The sequence below is a fragment of the Mycolicibacterium sp. SMGY-1XX genome (assembly GCF_059132455.1).
The window spans coordinates 1,057,840-1,075,808 of the sequence record NZ_CP101139.1 but is presented as its reverse complement, the minus strand read 5'-3'; the positions used below and the strand labels follow the sequence as shown (position 1 = coordinate 1,075,808).

Here is a 17,969-nt window from a genome sequence, read left to right as displayed (position 1 = left end):
TAATCGCCCGGGTGACCACGGCGGCGCTGCTTCTGACCGCAGCCGTCGTGGCTCTGGTGGCCTCCACCATCACCTTCCTGGTGCTGTTCCTGGTGAGCCGCAAGAAACTGGCCGAAACCCGGGCGCAGCTGGAGCGTCAGAAGGGCCGTCGCCGGCGCCGCGGGGTCGCGCCCCTTGCCATCAAGACGGTGTTCCAGACCGCGGACATGCTGATCAACAAGGGCCTGGGCGCCGTGGTGCGCAACTCCATCGAAGACCTGGCCGGGTGGGCGCAGGTGGAGCGGCCCGACCTGGCCCGGCTGGTCGCCGACGGCAACGTCGTCCTGGTGTTCTCCGATATCGAAGGATCCACACAGGCCAATGCGGAGATGGGCGACCGGGCCTGGGTCAAACTGCTGGAGAAGCACAATCGGCTGGTCCAGGGCCGCGTCGACAAACATGGCGGGCATGTGGTGAAGAGCCAGGGCGACGGGTTCATGATCGCCTTCCCCGACGCCGGTGCGGCAGTGCGGTTCGGCACCGATGTCCAACGTGCGCTGCGTTCCGAGCAACAGGTCAGGGTGCGGATCGGGATCCACCTGGGCACGTCGGTACGGCGCGGCGACGACCTGTTCGGACTGGACGTCGCGATGGCGGCCCGGGTGGCCGATCAGGCCGACGGCGGCGAGACACTGGTCAGCGCGCCGGTGCGGGACGCGGTGCAGCACCTGGACGATGTCGAGTTCGGCGAACCCCGCGAGGTGGAGCTGAAAGGCCTGCGCGGCACGCACGTGTTGACGCCGGTGAGCTAGCGCGACTGGAGCCAATCGAAGAACTCATCCGCCGAGAACACCGGTTTACCCAACTCGACGGCCTTGCGCGCCTTGCCGGACTGGGTGCCCTCCTCGGCGGTCACCAGTACCTCGCACCGGGTCTTGGTCACCGATTTCACCGGCGCCAGACCGGCATCGGCGGCCAGACGTTCCATCCGCTCCCGCGGTACCTCCCGGCCGTCGGGATCCAGGGCGGTCCCGGTGAAGCAGATCCTTGCCCCGGGTGCCAGCACCTCGGCGATGTCGCTGTCCGAGTTCACGAGCATCGCGGTGTCGACCACCTCGACGCCGAGCAGTTTCTCGGCCTCCCGCAGCCGGGTCAGCGCGGTCTCGGTGAGCCGTACCCGGGAAGCGGCGCAACGCAATTGGTAGGCCGCGGTGTGGCGGGCGGCCGCGGCCCAGGGGGTGTCGAGCTCGACGACACCCGGGGTATCGGTGAGCAGCACCCGGCTCACGCCGCGGCTGACGTCCAGCAGCGCGGTCAGCCCGGGCAGGGTCACCGAGACCGGGGTGGGCACCTCGTCGTCTCGGGTGAGCAGGTGCCCGCACAACGACGTCTCCGGGTCGGGTTCGTCGAACGCCGTCGCCCCGGCATCGGCGGTGCCGTCGAACGACGCGAAGACCGACTGTGCGCGCTCCAGCGCGGTGCGGCCGGTGACTCGCACCCCGCGCAGCTCCACCCCCACCGGCATGACCGTGACATGGCCGAGCCGCTTGAGTTCGAAGTCGAGGAGTCCCAGCGTCTCGTCGATCCCAGGACCCACCGGGGTGCAGCCGGCCAGCATCGGGGCCAGCACGCTCCAGGCCTCGGCGAGTGTGGGCGCCAGCAGAACATCGGAGGCGGTGATGCCGAAGGCCTGTCTGGCGTCGGCGAGGTCGCGTTGTGGGTTGATCACCGAACTGATGGCGGTGCCGTCGCCGAAAGCCACCGCAAGTTCGACGGGGCGTGGCCGCGACATGCGGCCCTCGTCACCGACGGTCAGCATGCCGAGTGCACAGAACCGGCGGGGATGGTCGGTTTCGGTGGCGGAGTTCAGGAACCGCGCGATGCGCCGATCGGTCTTGAGGTCCTTCGGCAACACCGGGCGCTTGAGCACCAGGCCCTGCAGGGAGGTGGCACGGCTCAGCGCCACGTACAGCTGGCCGGTGGAGAACATACCGCCGGTGAGATCCACGATGAGCCGTTCCAGCGTCTGTCCCTGGCTCTTGTGGATGGTGATGGCCCACGCCAGCTTGAAGGGCAGCTGGGTGAACGAGCCGATGACCTCGTGGCGCAGCGCTCCCCCGTCGATGACGGGCCGCGTCGCTTCCCAACTGAACCGCCCCACCTCGGCGTCGGTACCGTCGGTGAAGTCAACGGTGACGCTGAGATCTTTCTTGTCCCAGTGTATTTCGGAGATACGGCCCAGTGTGCCGTTCACCCATCGGCCGGACTGGTCGTTGTTGAGCATCATCACCTGCGCGCCCACCTTGAACCGCAACAACTCGTCAGCCGGTGGATCGAACAGGCCGAGGTCACCGTGAACTGTTGCACGGGAGGTGAATTCGTCACCGTCGAGCTGTTCGAGGCGTTGCCGGTTGCGCGCCGACACCAGCCGGTTGGTCGGCGCCAGGGTGAGCCAGAACTCGTCCTCGGGCGGGGTGAAGCCCGGATCCGTGCGGGCATTGAGCTGCTCCTGGGCATGCCCCAGCAACACGCCTTCGCGGATTTCGTTGAGGATCGCGGCCATCCGGTCGTCACCCAGCTGGCGGAACACCGTCGTCAGCGCGACCGTCGGGAAATCGTCGCGGCCGAAACTGTCCGCCGAGAAGAAGTAGGGCGTCTCGTACCGGGTGGTGAAGAACGCGGCCTCGTGTTCGGTGACCACCGGCGGCAGCTGGTAGAGATCGCCCACCAACACGAGCTGCACCCCGCCGAACGGTGTGCCGGGCGCCGGCCCGAACCGCTGCAGTGCCGCGGCCAGCATGTCGAACAGATCGGCCCGGATCATCGAGGCCTCGTCGATGATCAAGGTGTCCAGCGACGCCAGGGTCTTGGTGAACCGGCCGGGCCGGTACGTACCGGTGCGGACGTCATCGAGGGTGGTGGTGGCGGTGAACCCGAACAGCCGGTGCACGGTATAGCCGTTGACGTTGAGCGCGGCGATGCCCGTCGGCGCCGCCACCACCACCTTGCGCGAGGTGGCGGCCATGAACCTGCGGATCAGCGTCGATTTGCCGGTACCGGCCTTACCCGTCAAGAACAGGTGCCGGCCACCACCCAGCAGCGCAAGGGCCGCCTGGAACTCGTCGGTGAGGACGAAGTCAGGCACCGCGGGTGTCGATGACCTGCTTGGCCACGTCGACGAGCTTGACATTGCCGGACTGCGACAGCTCACGCAGCATCTCGAAGGCCCGCACCGCGTCCACGTTGTAGCGCTCCATGATGATGCCTTTGGCCTGCCCGATCAGGTCGCGGCTGCTCAACGCCGACTGCAGCTGCTCTTCCTGGCGGCTGGCGACGATCGCCGCCGCGGCGTGGGCGGCCAGCACGGAGCCGATGGCCTCGGATTCCGCGTCGAACGCGCGCGGTTTGGTGGAGAAGATGTTCAGTGCGCCGGCGGTGCGCTGGGCGGTGTACAGCTTGAAGGACAACGCGCTGCGAAGGCCCAGCTCGAGCACCTGGCTCGAGTAATCGGGCCAGCGTTCCTCGGTCTCGAAATCGTCGGTGCGGACGATCAGGTCATCCACCGCGGCCTCGATGCACGGCCCTTGGCCGCTGACCACCTGCATGTGGTCGAGTTTGTACATCACGTCAGCGGTGGGAGCCAGGGTTTCGTACTTGCCACCCCTACCGAGAAGCAGAAGACCAGCGTGTTCAGCACCGGGCACCAGTTCGAGCACCGCCGTGGTGACGCCCCGGAGGACCTGCTCGACGGCCACCGGCACGGCGACCTCACGGGCCAGTGCGGCCATCCGCACCGCCAAGTCATGTTTCGACTCAAGCGTCATCCGCACACTTTCCCACAACTCGCCCGCCCGCGGCACACAGGTGCAATAACGCCGAGCGCGTGAAGCGCTGCCGTCAGGCGGTCGCGTTGACCTGGAACCCGGCCAGGATGTTCTCCGAGTCCTCTGCGTAGGTCGGCTCATCGGCGTCCACCGAACTCACCGTGACCGTCGTGAGGTACGTGGCGCCGTTGACGTCGGCCAGCACGCACAGCACCTTGGCCTTGCGCTCGGGAACGTTGCCCATCTCGGGGGCGGTGTAGCTGATGGTCTGGGCGGGGTAGCCGCACTGGGTGCCGGATTCGCTGGACACGCCGGTAGCGCCCAGTTGGCTTTCCAGCAGTTTGCGTTGCTGATCGAAGACCTGCGCCGAGTCCGCCGAACCATCTCCCGCGGTCTCGAAGGTGACCACGGCGTTGGGCGAGAAGTTGTCCGTGGTCAGGCCGGTGTTCACCATGACGAACCGGATCATCGGCGAGTTGAGTTTGTCGGAGGTGTCCCACCCCGGCGGTTGCGGGACGCGCAACTCCGGTTCCCCGTCGGCCTGTGGGCCGACCGTCGTCAGCGGCACGGACGAGTCGGCGCAACTGTGGTCGGCCTGAGGTTGGCCCTCGGTGGTCGACCCGCATCCGCTGAGGGCCGTGAGGGCAACCAGGACCGGCGCCAACATCGCTGTCCGCATGCCCTCAATCACATCACGCCCGGACCGAAATCAGGGCTAGCACTCTTGCATGGAGAGTGCTAATTTCGGTGGTGCACAGTGATAGCTGCCCGCTGAGGTGGCGGGCATCTGGTCGATCGAGGAGGTGTATTGCTGTGCTTCGCTTCGATCCGTTCAGTAACTTTGGGACCGACCTTGATGCTGTGGCCCGGGGCTTGCTGGCCAGCCAGGCTGGATCAAGCCGCAGTCCGCGGTTCATGCCGATGGACCTCTACAAGGTCGACGACCACTACGTCCTGACCGCCGATCTCCCGGGTGTGGATCCCGGTTCGGTGGACGTCAATGTCGACAACGGCACACTCACCCTGACCGCCCACCGGTCGGCGCGCTCCGAGGATTCGGTGCAATGGCTCGCCAATGAGCGGTTCTCGGGTACCTACCGGCGGCAGCTGTCCCTCGGTGAGGGCATCGACGTCACCGGTATCACCGCCACCTACGAAAACGGGGTGCTGTCAGTGACCATCCCGTTGGCGGAACGCGCCAAACCTCGACGCATCGAAATCACCCGCTCGGAATCCGCCAGGTCGATCGAACCGACCACCGTGGACGCCGACTGAGATCACCCCGTGGTGCGCGACAGTCTGAAGTCGAGATTGGCGCGCACCGCGGGCCACTCGATGTCGAGGATCGAATACACCACGGTGTCGCGGCGAGATCCGTCCGGCAGCAACTGATGGCTGCGAAGGATGCCGTCCTGTTTGGCGCCGAGCCTCTCGATCGCGGCGCGGCTGGTGGTGTTGAAGAAATGGGTGCGCAATTCCACTGCCACACAATCCAACACGTCGAACGCATGGGTGAGCATCAGCAACTTGGTTTCGGTGTTGACCCCGGTGCGTCGCGCCGACCCCGAATACCAGGTGTGCCCGATCTCCAGTCGCCGGTTGGCGGCATCGACGTGGAAGAAACTGGACGACCCCACCACCATGTTGTCGGAGCGCCTGCGGATCACGAAGGTGACCCCCTGATCACCGGCCTGCATGGCGAGTTGGCGGCGCACCCACAGCTCCGCGGTGTCGGGGGACGGCGCGTTGGTGAACCACAGCGCTCCGGCATCACCATCGGAGGCGGCCACCGCAACCTCCGGAATGTGCTCGGCGGTCAGCGGTTCCAGTACCGCCCAGCGGCGGCCGGTCAGTGTCACCGGCTCGACGAACCGACTCACCGCACTGCCCGCCGCGCTTTGAGCAGGGTGTCCACCAGCGCCCACAGTGAGCACACGACGGCGGCGGCCGCGGCTCCAGCACCGATGTAGAGGCCGTACGCGGCGACCACGGGCGCGGCGACATACAGCCGGTAATAGACCACGGTGAGCACGGCGATCAACACCGAGACCGCCACCGCCGCCCCGGCCGCGGCCCGCGGCGAGAAACCCCGTGCGGTCATGGCGCCGGCCACCATGAGCGCCGATGCCAGCAACACGATCAGCTGGCCCGCCCCGAAACCCGGGTGCAACGCCACGCTTCCGACTGTCCCGCCGACAGCGTTGGCGCGACCTCCACCGTTGGCCGTGGTGCTGACCCAGGGCAGCCACACGCTGACGGCCAGCACCGCCGCGGACAGTGTCACGAACCAACCGGGTGCGACCAACCAGCCGGTTCGGGGGTTTGCCATGTGCCCGACCCTATCTGGCTTCGGTGACGATGCCGGGGCCTGCCATCTCCAAGGTCCGGTCCAGGTCGAGCCTGCGCAGGAATTCGGAGTCGTGGCTCACCACCATCAGCGCACCTCGATACCCGCGCAGCGCGTCGACGAGTTGGTCGACGCTGGTGAGATCCAGGTTGTTGGTGGGTTCGTCGAGGATGACGAGCTGCGGCGGAGGATCGGCGAGCAGCAGGCGCGCCAACGCCACCCGGAATCGTTCACCGCCGGACAGCGTGCCCACCGGCCGGTGCACACTGTCGCCCTTGAGCAGGAACCTCGCCAACTGCCCGCGGATGCGTTCCGGCCCGGCATCAGGCGCCGCGGCGTGCACGGTGTCGAACACGGTCGATCCGTCATCGGAGGTGTCCATCCGCTGCGGCAGATAACCCACCCGATCGGTGAGCAGGCGTCCGGCGGCGTTCTCGTCGGAACGCAGCAGCGCCTCCAGGAAGGTCGTCTTACCGATGCCGTTGGGTCCCACCAGTGCGATCCGCTCCGGCCCCTGTACCAGCAACGGCCGGTCCACGCCCCGGAGTTCGGCGATACCGCGAGAAGCCGGCACCCCCGGGTCGGGCAGCTCGACACGGATGTGTTCGTCGTCGCGGACCCGGGCGGCGGCGTCGTCGGCGGCCTTCTGCGCCGCCTGTATCCGGTCGTCGTGGTTGGCGCGCAACTTCCCGGCCGAGACCTGCGCGGCCATCGCCCGGCCTCCTGCGACGATCTTGGGCACCCGCTTCTCCGCGAAGGCTTTCTTGGCCGTGCGATTGCGGCGGGCCAATACGGTCTCGGCCTGGATGCGCTGGCGCTTCTCCCCCTTGGCGGCCTGCTCGGCGGTACGAGCCGCCTGCATCGCGGCCGCCTGCTCGGTGTCCAGGTGCTCACGCCATGCCGAGTACGGCCCACCGAAGACCGTCAGCTCATTGCGGTGCAGTTCCGCGGTGTTGTCCATCTGCTCCAGCAGCGTGACGTCGTGGCTGACGATCACCAGCGCGCCCGGCCAGTCGCGCAGGCTGCCGTACAGCGCGGTGCGGGCGGCGCGGTCGAGGTTGTTGGTGGGCTCGTCGAGAAGGGTGACCGGCGCGCGCCGCAGCCGCAGCCCGGTGACCGCGATCAGCATGGCCTCGCCACCGGAGAGGGTGCCGACGCTGCGATCGAGAGTGATTGTGCTCAAACCCAATTCGTCCAGTGCCGCCCGTGCCCTGGTCTCGATGTCCCAGTCGTCGCCGACGATCTCGAAGTGTTCCTCCCGGGCGTCACCGGCTTCGATGGCGTGCAGGGCGCTCACGACGCCGGCGATCCCCAGCAGCTCGGCCACCGAAGTCCCGCCCCCCAGGGTCAGGGTCTGCGGCAGGTAGCTGACCTCGCCGCTGGTGACGATGCTGCCGGCAGTGGGCCGCAGCTGACCCGCGATCAGGCGCAGCAGCGTGGACTTGCCGGATCCGTTGGCGCCGATGAGCCCGGTACGGCCGGCGCCGAAGGCCGCGGTGATGCCGGACAGCGCCACCGACCCGTCAGGCCAGGTGAAGCCGACGCCGGTGAGAACAACGGAGGTGGATGAGTGAGTCACGAATGCTCCGGAACGGTTCAGTGATGGGAGCGCTGAACACCGGAGCCCCTGAGGGCGAGTCGACGGGGGTCAGCGCGCGGACGGCGCGGAACCGTTGATGCCTGTCATGTCCGCCACCGTATCCGCGGCTTGGCTTCCGGGCAAGCGGGTTTTGATCACTAGGCTGACACCATGACGGATCTTCCCGATTGGGCCCAGCAGCTCGACCTGGCTCCGCACCCCGAGGGGGGCTGGTTCCGCGAGACCTGGCGCAGTGACCTGACCATCGGCCCGTCTGCGCTGCCGCCGGATTACACGGGCCCCCGCAACGCGGGCACCGCGATCCTGTTCCTTCTGATGCCCGGGCAGCAGTCCGCCTGGCACACGGTGCGCAGCGCCGAATTGTGGCTCTACCACCGCGGCGGACCACTGCTCCTGGAGATCGGCGCCGAAAAATCAAGTGCCACAACACATCTGCTGGGCAGCGACATCACCGCCGGTGAGCATCCACAGGTTCTGGTGCCGCCGGGGCACTGGCAGCGCGCCAAACCCCGCGACGATCAGCCGTGCCTGGTCAGTTGTGTGGTGGTGCCGGGCTTCGACTTCGCCGACTTCGCCTTACACGCGCCCTAACTCAGCAGCCGGACGGCCGCGGCCGCCAGGTCGGCGTTACCGGACGCCGTCGACCCGTCGGGCAATTTCAGGGTGTCCTCCATCCCGATCCGGGTTTGCAGCCCACGCACACCGGCATGTTCGAGCAGTGGCCAGCAGCTGGTATCGAGTCCGTGCAACAGGATCGGTGCGGGCGAGCGGGCCGCCCGCACCTGGTCGATCAGTTCATCGGCCAGTGCGGCGTCGGCATCCTGGTCGAGTTCGATCATCACCCTCATACACCGCGTCGCGATATCGGAGGCCGCCCACGACGCGGCGGCCTCGGCTTGGAAGATCCCGACTTCCACCCCGAGGCCTTTCGACAGCAGCAGCTCGGCCAGCTCCGGCGAGCCGGGCTCATGCCAGTTCAGCGACACGAAGTCCGGCAACACATCCCAGGCCTCGATGGCGGCCAGCCGCTGCCCCGCGTCCGGCAGGGCCCAATATCCGGTGGTCACCCCGAGCGGAGTGTCGGGCAGCACCGCGCGTACCGCGGTGACCGCGGCGGCCACCGGGTCCGGCAGCAGAGAATCTCTGCCGTCCGCGGTTTTCGGATGCATGTGCACCGCCTGCGCCCCCGCCTGCACCGCCTCCACCGCAGCGGCGGCCAACTGCTCCGGGCGCACCGGCAGGTCCTTGTGCTCGTCGGGGGTGCGCGCGCCGTTGATGGCGGCTTTGAGGTACGTCACTGCAGCGATGACAGGTTGAAGCGGCCGCCGGTGGGATCGGCCACCGCGGCCAGCCGGCCGTACGGGGTGTCTTCGGCGGCCCGTAGGACGGTGCCTCCGTTGGCGGTGACGATCTCCAGGGTCGCGTCGACGTCCTCGGCGCCCAGGAACACCGACCATTCCGACTGCGTGACGAAGTTGGTGCCGTCCATGATCCCGAATCCCGGCTCGCCATCGAAAAGGGCGTTGGTGTACCGGAATTCGGGAGTGTCCGATTCGACGCGAGTCTGCAGCCCGAACACCGTCGAGTAGAAATCGACGGCGGCCGGGTAGTCGGTGACGGTGAGCTGGTGCCACACCGGCGCGCCGGCGGCGCCGGTGACCTCGAAACCGACGTGTCCGCCCGGCTGCCACAGCCCGGTCAGCGCGCCGGCGGCGTCGTTGAAGATCGCCATCGTGCCCTTGGCGGGGATTTCCATCGCGCCACTGCAGGACTGTCCGCCCGCGGCGGTGATGGCCTGCAGTGTGGCGTCGATGTCACCGGTGTGCAGGTAGGTGGTCCAGCCGTCCGGGGCGTTCCACTGCGGGTCATTGGGCATCAGGCCGGCGACGAGCAAGCCGTCCTTGGTGGCGTTGAGATAGCCGCCGTAGTTCTCGCCCGGCGAGGAGAACACCCAGCCGAACACCGCACCGTAGAACTGCTGGGCGCGGGCGATGTCGGAGGTGGCGAGGTCGATCCAGGTGGGGGCGCCGAGTGCCATCGTGGCTCCTTCGTGTGAGGTCGAATGTCACCGATGCAGACCGGGCCTCCCGGGAAAACTCATCGCACGCCGAGTCTCACCCGATCCGTTCCGCGATGGCAGACGCCGCACGGCGTACCTCGATCGACAGTTTCGGCACTCGGTCCTCGGTGAGGTCGAGGATGTCCCCGGCAACCTGCACCCCGGCAATGCACTCGCCACTGCTGTCGAGGATGGGCGCGGTCACCGACGCCACGCCGAACGCTCTGCCCTGCGCCGAGTAGTAGAAGCCGTCACGGCGGATTCTCGCCATCTCCTCACGGAACACCGCATCGGAAACCCGCTCCCCCACCGCGGGTTTGACATTCGCTTCGAGCGCGAGCGCTTCCTCGAGCTCCTCGGGCTGCAGATAGGCCGCCAGAACCTTCCCAGCACCCAGGGTCAGGGGCAGCCGTTCCCCGGTCGGCAGCACGTAGCGCATCGGAGCACTGCCCTCGATACGGGAGATCACTGCCCTCGAGAAGCCGGTGCGGGCGAACAGCGATGAGGTAAGACCGGTTGCCGAAGCCAGGTCTTGAAGCACGGGCCGCGCAGCGGCCACCAGTGGGCTGCTGGCGAGATAGGCGTGCGCTCCGAACAACAGCGCCAAACCGGCCCGGTACCCGCCCGACTCGTCACGTTCCACGCGGCCGCGGGCTTCGAGGACCTGGAGAATGCGCTGCGTGGTAGCAACGTGCAGACCCGCGCGGCGGGCGATCTCGGTGAGCCGCAGCGGCTGGGTGCTGCCGTCGAGCACCTCCAGGACGTCGATGGCACGGTCCAGCGAACGCATGTTGCTCGCGGCGGCGCCTTCGGCCATCGTCCGCCCCCTTCGTCCGCACGGCTCTCACACGACGTTCGGCCGGCGCACCCACTCGGCGTTTACAGCTGTCTCGGGCATTCCGCCTTGGAGAACTTCTATCACAGAGTGAGCGGCGACCACCCCTGAGCGGGAGCGCGCTTCGGCGGTGGCCCCGCCGATGTGCGATGTCAGCACGACATTGGGCAAGGTGCGGATCGCCGCGTCCGCAGGTAGTGGCTCATGCTCCACCACATCCAGCGCCGCTCCCGCGATCACCCCTGTGCGGAGCGCCTCCACGAGCGCCGCTTCGTCGATCACCGGGCCACGCGAGGTGTTGATCAGGTAGGCCGTCGGCTTCATCTGGGCCAAGCGCTGCTGGTCGATGAGGTGGTGGGTCTCCGGTCCGAGGAACAAGTGCAGGCTCACGAAATCGGAGCGGCCCAGTAGTTCCTCGAGCCCCACGGCTTCGACCCCCTGCGCAGCCGCGAACTCGTGGTCGATGACACGGTCATGGGCCAGTACACGCATGCCGAGCGCACGGGCGAGCAACGTGACGCTGCGCCCGATCGCACCCAAGCCGATGACACCCAGAGTCGCTCCGTCGAGTTCCCGCCCGGAGGGACGGCCCCAGCCACCTGCCCGGACATCCTCGACGACGGGTGAGATTCGCCGCGCGCACATCAGCAGGAAAGCGAGAGTGAGTTCGGCGACGGATTGCCGATTGACCCCGGGAGCGTTGCAGACGACGATGCCCTGCCTGCTCGCTGCGTCGACATCGATGGCGTCGTAGCCCACACCCGTACGGGCGATGACCCGTAGACCGGGCGAGGAGGCCAACACCTCGGCGGTGAACTTGTCCGACGCGGCGATCACTGCGTCGATGCCCGCGAGCAACTCCATGAGTTCTTCGGCAGAGCGGGCCCCTGTCAGCGGTGCGTGCACGGTGGTGAAACCGGCGTCACGCAGGAGGCGGTCGACGTGGTCTCCTGGCTCGAGGAACACCGAGGTGATGAGTATCCGGGCATCTGTCATGTGCGGGGCGCCTTCCTTGTCGCTGCGGTGTTTTCGCTGCGGTGTTTTCGAATGCGGTGTTGTCGCTGCGGTCCGCCCGGGTGATCCAGTCATGGACCGAGCCGACGCTTGACCTACGTCACTTCCCAATGCATCATAGGTCGATAATAACTATCACACAATGAGAACAACGAGGTTGCCCGTGACGACCATCAAACTCACCGGCGAGCAGCCGGGCGCCGAAAGGTCTTGGCTCGGCGTGGGTGTCGCCGCCGGACTGCTGGCGCTCGCCATCGCCGCCGGTATCGGCACCACTTCCTTGGGCTACTGGACATCGCTGGGACCCGGCCCCGGGTTCTTCCCGCTTTGCCTGGCGGTCATCCTCGCCGGGGCGTCCGTCGCATGGGGCATCAACCAGTGGCGCGGCAACACCGCCGACGTGCCGCCGAGCACCGAAGTGGCCGATACCGGCGAGGACACCAATTCGTCTCGCAGTATCGCCGCGATCGCCGCCAGCCTGGTCATCGTCGCGCTTGCCTTGGAACCGTTGGGGTTTCAGATCGCTGTCATGGCCTTCTTGTTCTTCCACCTGCGCATACTCGGCCGCCAGCGTTGGTCGGTCACCATTCCGCTGATGCTGATCGGGAGCTTCGGTGTGTTCGCCCTGTTCGATCTGGTGCTGGCCGTGCCACTCCCGACGTCGGCCATCCCGCTTCTGGCGAATCTGGGGCTGTGATCTATGGAGATTCTCGGTTACCTCGGTGAGGGCCTGGCCGCTGCCGCCACCCCGCAGAACCTGCTCTTCGCCCTCATCGGCTGCATCATCGGCACCGCCCTCGGCCTCCTGCCCGGCATCGGTTCCACCGCAGGTATCGCAATCCTGTTGCCGATCACTTTCGGCATGGAGCCCGCTTCGGCCATCATCATGCTCGCCGCCATCTTCTACGGCACCTCGTACGGCGGCACCATAACCAGCGTCCTCCTCAATATTCCCGGGGAAGGCGAAACCGCCATCACCTGCATCGACGGCTACCAGATGACGCTGCGCGGCCGAGCAGGCGCCGCACTGACCATCGCCGGATTCGGATCATTCATCGGCGGCACCGTTGCGACAATCGGCTTGATCATCGCGGCCCAACCGCTGTCCAAGCTCGGTTTGATGGTCGGTCCACCGGAGTTCTTCGCCCTGGTGATCGTCGGTGTCGCACTGCTGGTCGGTCTTGTCGGTAAATCCGTTGCCGCAGGCCTGATCTCAGCAGCCATCGGAATGCTGATCGCAATGGTGGGCATCGACCCGATTCAGGGCCTGCCCCGGTTCACCTTCGGTTTTCCCCATCTCCTGGACGGCATCAGCATCGTGCCGGTCCTGGTGGGCCTCTTCGGACTCGGTGAGCTGCTGCACGTCTCGGCGACCAGTGTGGCCAGACCACCCATCCCGCGGCTGCGCGACCTGTTGCCGACACGCACCGAAATCCGCCGGGCCGCACCAGCAATCGGACGCGGCACCATCATCGGCGGCATCATCGGCGTCATACCGGGTGTCACCAGCACCATCTCGTCTCTGCTGGCCTACAGCACCGAACGCAAGGTCGGGCGCCATCGCAACGAACTGGGCACCGGCGCGGTCGAGGGCGTCGCCGCACCGGAAACCGCCAACAACGCCCACGCCAACTCCGCGTTCATCCCGCTCTTCACCCTCGGTATTCCAGCCTCACCGGCGATCGCGGTGCTGATGGGGGCCTTCCTGCTCAACGGCCTGACTCCGGGACCGGCACTGTTCCAGTCCGAACCGGTTCTGGTGTGGACGGTCATCGCCAGCCTGTTGATCGGCAACGTCATTCTGGTGGTGCTCAACGTTCCGCTGGTCGGGCTGTGGACCCGCCTGCTCGCCATCCCCTACCCAGTGCTGCGGTCCTTGATCCTCGTGTTCATCATCGTCGGCGCCTTCGCCGTCAATCGCAGCGTCAACGACCTCTACATCATGATCGCGTTCGGCATCGTGGGCCTGCTCTTCCGCCGCTGCGGCCTGCCGCTGGCACCGCTGGTGCTGACACTCGTCCTCGGCCCGTTGCTGGAATCGGCGCTGCGACAGAGCCTTCAGATATCCAACGGGGATCCGTCAGTGTTCATCACCCGGCCCCTGGCGCTCACCCTTCTGGTGGTGGCCGCGCTCATCGTGGCGGCCTCCGCGCTGGGCAGCAGGTTCAAGCGCAAGGCACCACTGCCGGCGGACATCGAAAGCTAGAGAAATGCCGATAACCACCACCAAGGAGTCCTGTTGAAGATCCGTCGTATCCTCGCCCTTCTGGGGGCTGTGCTCGCCACCATCGTGTTGACCGCAGGTTGTGCCGGCATGCGCAGCAAGCCAGCTGAAAGCGCCGAAGGTGGCGGCTATCCGGAGGGACCGGTCACCATGATCGTCGCGTTCGATCCCGGCGGCGGCTCGGACATCGGCGCCCGCTTGCTCGCCGAACAGCTCGAAGACGAGTTGGGCCAACCGGTGGTCGTCGAGAACAAGCCCGGCGCCGGAGGTCAGATCGGGTACACCGCACTGGCGAACTCGCGCCCCGACGGCTCCACCGTGGGCCTGACCACAATCCCCGGCATCCTGGTCTCCGCTCTCGACAAGTCCCGCGGAGCCGAATACACCGTCGACTCTTTTACACCCAGCGCCATGCAGGTGTTCGATCCCATCGCCATCGCCGTGGCACCGGACAGTCCGTGGAAAACACTCGATGACCTGGTCTCCGCCGCGAAAGCCGCCCCCGGTCAACTGACCGCAACCACCACCGGCATCGGCACCACAGAACATTTCGCGCTCACGCTGTTCAACCAGGCTGCCGGAACCGACATCCGTCCGGTTCACTTCTCTGATGGTGCGGCGGCCAGTGCCACCGCGTTTCTCGGTGGCAACGTCGACATCCTGCTGAGCAATATCGGCGACGCCCAATCGACCGTCGACAGCGGTGGCGCCCGCTTCCTGGCCGTCATGTCCGAAGAGCGCAGCCCCTTCGCCCCGGACGCGGAGAGCACTGTCGAGAATGGCTTCGACGTCGTCCTCGGATCCTCGCGTGGGTACGCCTTTCCTGCGGGCACGCCCCAGCCGATCGTCGATCGCATGTCCGAGGCCATCGGAAAGGTGATGGAGCGCAAAGAGTTCCAAGATCAGATGAAGGATCTCGGGCTGGAGCCCAATTACATGAATGCAGCGGACTACACCGAGTTCTGGAAAGAACAGACCGATGTGTTCACCAACATGGTCGACCTCATCCACGACTGAGCCACCGCCACACGAAGGAGATCTCATGAACGACGCCGCACCCACCACACTGATCGAACGCCTCCGCCGCATCCCTGCCGCCAACATCGGTGACGGAATGCAGCGCCTGGGCTTACTCGACTCGTCGGTCCAGGCTGTCTGGCCCGGCGCCCGCGTCGCCGGTCCGGCCTTCACGGTATGGACCCGCTCCGGTGACAACCTGTTCATTCACAAGGCAATCGACGAATGCAACCCGGGTGACGTCATCGTCGTCAACGGTCACGGTGATCTCAGCCGCGCTTTGATCGGAGAACTCATCGGCGCCCGCGCTGCCGCAAAAGGCATCGCCGGGTTCGTCATCGACGGCGCGGTGCGTGATGCCGGCGGATTGCAGGGCTACGAGATGCCGGTGTTCGCCCGCGCCATCACTCCCGCCGGACCGTACAAGAACGGGCCCGGCCGGCTGCAGGTGCCGATCGCTTGCGCCGGCGTGGCTGTTCTTCCGGGCGACCTCATCATCGGTGACAGCGACGGTGTGGCCGTCGTCCCGCGGGGTATGGCCGAAGAGGTGACCGACGCCGCCGAAGCAGTGCAGCGTGACGAGGCCGAACGCCGAGTCACATACGAGAGCGGAATTCCCGCGGTGGCGCGAAGCTGAGTGGTCACCGCCAAGCTGAGTTTCAAGGAGGAGTGAGCTGTGGACGCAAGTCCAGACGACCCACGAGTGATCGTGACATCTGCCGCCGCGCTGGAGCACCTGATCCGGACGGTGTTCACCACTTGGGGACTTTCACCGGAGTCGGCGTCCACCGCCGCGCATGTGATGACCGACACCGATCTCGCCGGGATCGATTCGCACGGCCTGGCGATGCTGCCGGCATACGAGCGACTGCTCAACGCCGGGGACCTCAACATCGCCGCCGTTCCGGAGATCGTCAGCGAAGGCCCGTCGCATGCTGCTCTGGACGGGCACGGCGGACTGGGCCACATCGCGGCCACGCGCGCGGTGGACCTCGCCTCCACCATGGCCGAGAAAACCGGTACCGGCGTTGTGACCGTGCGCAATTCACATCACTTCGGCGCGGTCGGCCACTATGTGGCCCGTTCGGCGGCCCGCGGACTGGTGTGCCTTGCCGCCACCACCACACGCGTGGTGTCCGTGCTGCCCGCCCGGGCCGCGGCCCCACGCATGGGCACGAATCCTCTGGCCTTCGGCGCACCTACCGGCCTCGGATGGCCCCTGGTGATGGACATCTCCACCTCCACCGTTGCCAGCAACAAGGTCCGTGCGTACGGCCTGCGCAAGAAACCGCTGGCACCGGGGTGGGTGCTCGACGGCAGTGGTAACTCCATCGTGGATTCCGGCGATGCCCATGCCTTGATCCAGTCAGATGCACTCGGTGGGCTTTCCGCACTCGGTGGCACCGAAGACATGGCCAACCACAAAGGCTACGGTCTGGCCATCATGGTCCAGGTGCTCGCCGCCACGCTGTGCGGAGCCGCGTTCTCTCCGCTGCGCGCCAGTGGTGCCACTGATGACATCGGCCATTTCTTCCTTGCCCTCGATCCCGGTGCGTTCCGGAAGGACGGCGGGTTTGTCACCGACATCGATGCGATGATCGAGGTTCTGCACGCGACTCCGCCCATCGACCCTTCCCGCCCGGTCCTGATTCCAGGCCAGTGTGAGGAGATGTCCCGACGCCACCGGCGGGTTCACGGGATCCCGGTGCCCGGGGACCTCGCCGACGAGATCAGGAACCTGTGCGGCAGGCACGGGGTGCCGTTCACCTTGGTCGATGCCGCCAACAACGACCCCGCAAACAACCAGGAGAACGTTTCATGACGCCACACCGGACCGATGTGCTGATCGTCGGCGGGGGCATCGTCGGTTTGGCCACCGCCTGGAAGATCCAGCAGTTGCGCCCTGGCACAGCCGTCACGGTCCTGGAGAAGGAATCACGTGTGGCACAACATCAAACCGGCCACAACAGCGGAGTCATCCACTCCGGAATCTACTACGAGCCAGGCAGTCTCAAGGCCACCCTGTGCAAGCGCGGAGCCGACGAGACCAAGGATTTTGCGAAGAAGCATGGTATTCCGTTCGAAACCACGGGGAAGCTGCTCGTCGCGACCAACGCTGTGGAGCGCGACCGTATGCACGCGCTGTTCGAGCGCGCACAGACCAACGGCCTCGACGTCGAACTGCTCGATGCCGCCGCACTGAGGGCAGCAGAGCCGCACATTCGCGGGGTCGGAGCCATCAAGGTCGCCGCCACCGGAATCATCGATTACCGCCAGGTGAGCCGCACACTGGCCGAGCTCATCACCTCCGGCGGAGGCGCCGTACGAACCGGCGAGACGGTCACCTCCATCCGAGAGGATTCCGAAAAGGTCACTGTGCGAACAGGTCACGATGTCTTTGAGGCACACCACCTCATCGCCTGCGCCGGCCTGCAGGCCGACCGCATCGCCCGACTCGCGGGCCTCCACACCGACGTTCAGATCATCCCGTTCCGCGGCGAGTACTACGCACTACCCGAGTCGCGGCGTGGTCTGGTGAACCACTTGATCTATCCGATTCCAGATCCGGAATTGCCGTTTCTGGGAGTCCACTTGAGCCCCACCATCGACGGTGGGCTCACTGTCGGCCCCAACGCGGTGCTCGGCTTCGCGCGCGAGAAATACTCCAAGGGCAGCGTCTCGCTTCGCGACGTCGCCGAATACGCCCGGTTTCCCGGCATGTGGAAAGTCGCACGAGCCAACCTGCGTACCGGCATCCACGAGATGAAGAACTCGCTCTTCAAACGCGGCTACCTCACCGAATGCCGTAAGTACTGCCCTGAACTGACCCTCGGTGACCTCCTGCCGCGGGAAGCCGGTATCCGCGCCCAGGCAGTCCGCGGAGACGGGACGTTGGTGCACGATTTCCTCCTGGAGAAGACCCCCCGGAGCATTCACGTGCTCAACGCACCATCTCCGGCTGCCACCTCTGCCCTGCCCATCGGCGACACCCTTGCGCGCCAACTGTTCGCGCAGCCTTCCGAAGGCTCCCATGCGGCAGATCTGGCCGGTCGATGATGGGGGGCGTCGA

The 17,969-nt window shown here is 66.6% G+C and carries 19 protein-coding genes; 9 read left to right on the top strand and 10 right to left on the bottom strand.

Features of this window, described 5'->3' with window-relative positions:
• The first annotated feature begins 11 nt into the window (after positions 1 to 11).
• Positions 12 to 791: an adenylate/guanylate cyclase domain-containing protein gene (locus tag NL241_RS05220; RefSeq protein ID WP_487696157.1), complete on the top strand. Its 780-nt coding sequence runs from the start codon at positions 12 to 14 to the stop codon at positions 789 to 791.
• Here NL241_RS05220 and NL241_RS05215 read toward each other — a convergent pair.
• From NL241_RS05215 to NL241_RS05205, 3 genes are all read right to left on the bottom strand, one after another.
• Positions 788 to 3,169: an AAA family ATPase gene (locus NL241_RS05215; RefSeq protein ID WP_494396959.1), complete on the bottom strand. Its 2,382-nt coding sequence runs from the start codon at positions 3,167 to 3,169 to the stop codon at positions 788 to 790. The genes NL241_RS05220 and NL241_RS05215 overlap by 4 nt on opposite strands.
• Positions 3,117 to 3,803, bottom strand: a complete 687-nt coding sequence (locus NL241_RS05210; RefSeq protein ID WP_487696155.1) for a GAF and ANTAR domain-containing protein — start codon at positions 3,801 to 3,803, stop codon at positions 3,117 to 3,119. The genes NL241_RS05215 and NL241_RS05210 overlap by 53 nt, the downstream gene beginning before the upstream one ends.
• 73 nt (positions 3,804 to 3,876) lie before the next feature.
• Entirely contained in the window at positions 3,877 to 4,482 is a 606-nt protein-coding gene (locus tag NL241_RS05205) for an LpqN/LpqT family lipoprotein (RefSeq protein WP_494396958.1), read from the bottom strand.
• A 134-nt stretch (positions 4,483 to 4,616) separates the two neighbouring features.
• Between NL241_RS05205 and NL241_RS05200 the strand changes: the two genes are divergently transcribed.
• Entirely contained in the window at positions 4,617 to 5,078 is a 462-nt protein-coding gene (locus NL241_RS05200; RefSeq protein WP_487696153.1) for an Hsp20/alpha crystallin family protein, read from the top strand.
• A 2-nt stretch (positions 5,079 to 5,080) separates the two neighbouring features.
• On the opposite strand, the gene NL241_RS05195 is transcribed toward NL241_RS05200, so the two are convergent.
• Genes NL241_RS05195 through NL241_RS05185 form a run of 3 tightly spaced genes read right to left on the bottom strand, consistent with a single transcriptional unit; the run spans position 5,081 to position 7,729 of the window.
• Positions 5,081 to 5,683 (bottom strand): GNAT family N-acetyltransferase, encoded by a 603-nt coding sequence (locus NL241_RS05195; RefSeq protein WP_487696152.1) that lies wholly within the window; start codon positions 5,681 to 5,683, stop codon positions 5,081 to 5,083.
• Positions 5,680 to 6,132, bottom strand: coding sequence for a hypothetical protein (locus NL241_RS05190; RefSeq protein ID WP_487696151.1), 453 nt, complete (start codon positions 6,130 to 6,132; stop codon positions 5,680 to 5,682). The genes NL241_RS05195 and NL241_RS05190 overlap by 4 nt, the downstream gene beginning before the upstream one ends.
• Positions 6,133 to 6,142: 10 nt before the next feature.
• Positions 6,143 to 7,729 carry an ABC-F family ATP-binding cassette domain-containing protein gene (locus tag NL241_RS05185; RefSeq protein ID WP_494396957.1) on the bottom strand — a complete coding sequence of 529 codons (1,587 nt, stop codon included), beginning with the start codon at positions 7,727 to 7,729 and terminating at the stop codon, positions 6,143 to 6,145.
• Positions 7,730 to 7,900: 171 nt separating this feature from the next.
• Here NL241_RS05185 and NL241_RS05180 point away from each other — a divergent pair, with 171 nt between their 5' ends.
• On the top strand, positions 7,901 to 8,341 hold the full coding sequence (locus NL241_RS05180; RefSeq protein ID WP_494396956.1) for a cupin domain-containing protein: 441 nt from the start codon (positions 7,901 to 7,903) through the stop codon (positions 8,339 to 8,341).
• Here the strand turns inward: NL241_RS05180 and NL241_RS05175 are convergent.
• The 4 genes from NL241_RS05175 to NL241_RS05160 all read right to left on the bottom strand — a co-directional run bounded on the left by NL241_RS05175 (position 8,338) and on the right by NL241_RS05160 (position 11,733).
• Positions 8,338 to 9,048 (bottom strand): 3-keto-5-aminohexanoate cleavage protein, encoded by a 711-nt coding sequence (locus tag NL241_RS05175; RefSeq protein ID WP_494396955.1) that lies wholly within the window; start codon positions 9,046 to 9,048, stop codon positions 8,338 to 8,340. The two genes, NL241_RS05180 and NL241_RS05175, sit on opposite strands and share 4 nt — an antisense overlap.
• Positions 9,045 to 9,788 carry a VOC family protein gene (locus tag NL241_RS05170; protein ID WP_494396954.1) on the bottom strand — a complete coding sequence of 248 codons (744 nt, stop codon included), beginning with the start codon at positions 9,786 to 9,788 and terminating at the stop codon, positions 9,045 to 9,047. The genes NL241_RS05175 and NL241_RS05170 overlap by 4 nt, the downstream gene beginning before the upstream one ends.
• Before the next feature lie 76 nt (positions 9,789 to 9,864).
• A complete protein-coding gene (locus NL241_RS05165) occupies positions 9,865 to 10,626 on the bottom strand; it encodes an IclR family transcriptional regulator (protein ID WP_487696146.1) in 762 nt (253 codons plus the stop codon).
• Positions 10,627 to 10,653: 27 nt separating this feature from the next.
• Positions 10,654 to 11,733, bottom strand: coding sequence for a phosphoglycerate dehydrogenase (locus NL241_RS05160; protein ID WP_487696145.1), 1,080 nt, complete (start codon positions 11,731 to 11,733; stop codon positions 10,654 to 10,656).
• An 88-nt stretch (positions 11,734 to 11,821) separates the two neighbouring features.
• Here NL241_RS05160 and NL241_RS05155 point away from each other — a divergent pair, with 88 nt between their 5' ends.
• The 6 genes from NL241_RS05155 (at position 11,822) to lhgO (ending at position 17,956) form a co-directional block, all read left to right on the top strand.
• Positions 11,822 to 12,355 carry a tripartite tricarboxylate transporter TctB family protein gene (locus tag NL241_RS05155; RefSeq protein WP_487696144.1) on the top strand — a complete coding sequence of 178 codons (534 nt, stop codon included), beginning with the start codon at positions 11,822 to 11,824 and terminating at the stop codon, positions 12,353 to 12,355.
• Positions 12,356 to 12,358: 3 nt separating this feature from the next.
• Positions 12,359 to 13,864, top strand: a complete 1,506-nt coding sequence (locus NL241_RS05150) for a tripartite tricarboxylate transporter permease (protein ID WP_487696143.1) — start codon at positions 12,359 to 12,361, stop codon at positions 13,862 to 13,864.
• 33 nt (positions 13,865 to 13,897) lie between these two features.
• Entirely contained in the window at positions 13,898 to 14,899 is a 1,002-nt protein-coding gene (locus tag NL241_RS05145; protein ID WP_494396953.1) for a tripartite tricarboxylate transporter substrate binding protein, read from the top strand.
• Between the two features lie 25 nt (positions 14,900 to 14,924).
• Positions 14,925 to 15,536 (top strand): RraA family protein, encoded by a 612-nt coding sequence (locus NL241_RS05140; RefSeq protein WP_487696141.1) that lies wholly within the window; start codon positions 14,925 to 14,927, stop codon positions 15,534 to 15,536.
• 72 nt (positions 15,537 to 15,608) lie between these two features.
• Positions 15,609 to 16,721, top strand: coding sequence for an Ldh family oxidoreductase (locus NL241_RS05135; protein WP_494396952.1), 1,113 nt, complete (start codon positions 15,609 to 15,611; stop codon positions 16,719 to 16,721).
• A complete protein-coding gene (gene lhgO, locus NL241_RS05130) occupies positions 16,718 to 17,956 on the top strand; it encodes an L-2-hydroxyglutarate dehydrogenase (RefSeq protein WP_494396951.1) in 1,239 nt (412 codons plus the stop codon). The genes NL241_RS05135 and lhgO overlap by 4 nt, the downstream gene beginning before the upstream one ends.
• Positions 17,957 to 17,969: the final 13 nt, after the last annotated feature.

Bases quoted from the DNA above. Each gene is read 5' to 3' on its own strand.
- NL241_RS05165 (WP_487696146.1), bottom strand. From the start codon at position 10,626: ATGGCCGAAGGCGCCGCCGCGAGCAACATGCGTTCGCTGGACCGTGCC.
- NL241_RS05170 (WP_494396954.1), bottom strand. From the start codon at position 9,788: ATGGCACTCGGCGCCCCCACCTGGATCGACCTCGCCACCTCCGACATC.
- NL241_RS05210 (WP_487696155.1), bottom strand. From the start codon at position 3,803: ATGACGCTTGAGTCGAAACATGACTTGGCGGTGCGGATGGCCGCACTG.
- NL241_RS05215 (WP_494396959.1), bottom strand. From the start codon at position 3,169: ATGTCAAGCTCGTCGACGTGGCCAAGCAGGTCATCGACACCCGCGGTG.
- NL241_RS05160 (WP_487696145.1), bottom strand. From the start codon at position 11,733: ATGACTGGATCACCCGGGCGGACCGCAGCGACAACACCGCATTCGAAA.
- NL241_RS05180 (WP_494396956.1), top strand. From the start codon at position 7,901: ATGACGGATCTTCCCGATTGGGCCCAGCAGCTCGACCTGGCTCCGCAC.
- NL241_RS05150 (WP_487696143.1), top strand. From the start codon at position 12,359: ATGGAGATTCTCGGTTACCTCGGTGAGGGCCTGGCCGCTGCCGCCACC.
- NL241_RS05205 (WP_494396958.1), bottom strand. From the start codon at position 4,482: ATGCGGACAGCGATGTTGGCGCCGGTCCTGGTTGCCCTCACGGCCCTC.
- lhgO (WP_494396951.1), top strand. From the start codon at position 16,718: ATGACGCCACACCGGACCGATGTGCTGATCGTCGGCGGGGGCATCGTC.
- NL241_RS05140 (WP_487696141.1), top strand. From the start codon at position 14,925: ATGAACGACGCCGCACCCACCACACTGATCGAACGCCTCCGCCGCATC.
- NL241_RS05190 (WP_487696151.1), bottom strand. From the start codon at position 6,132: ATGGCAAACCCCCGAACCGGCTGGTTGGTCGCACCCGGTTGGTTCGTG.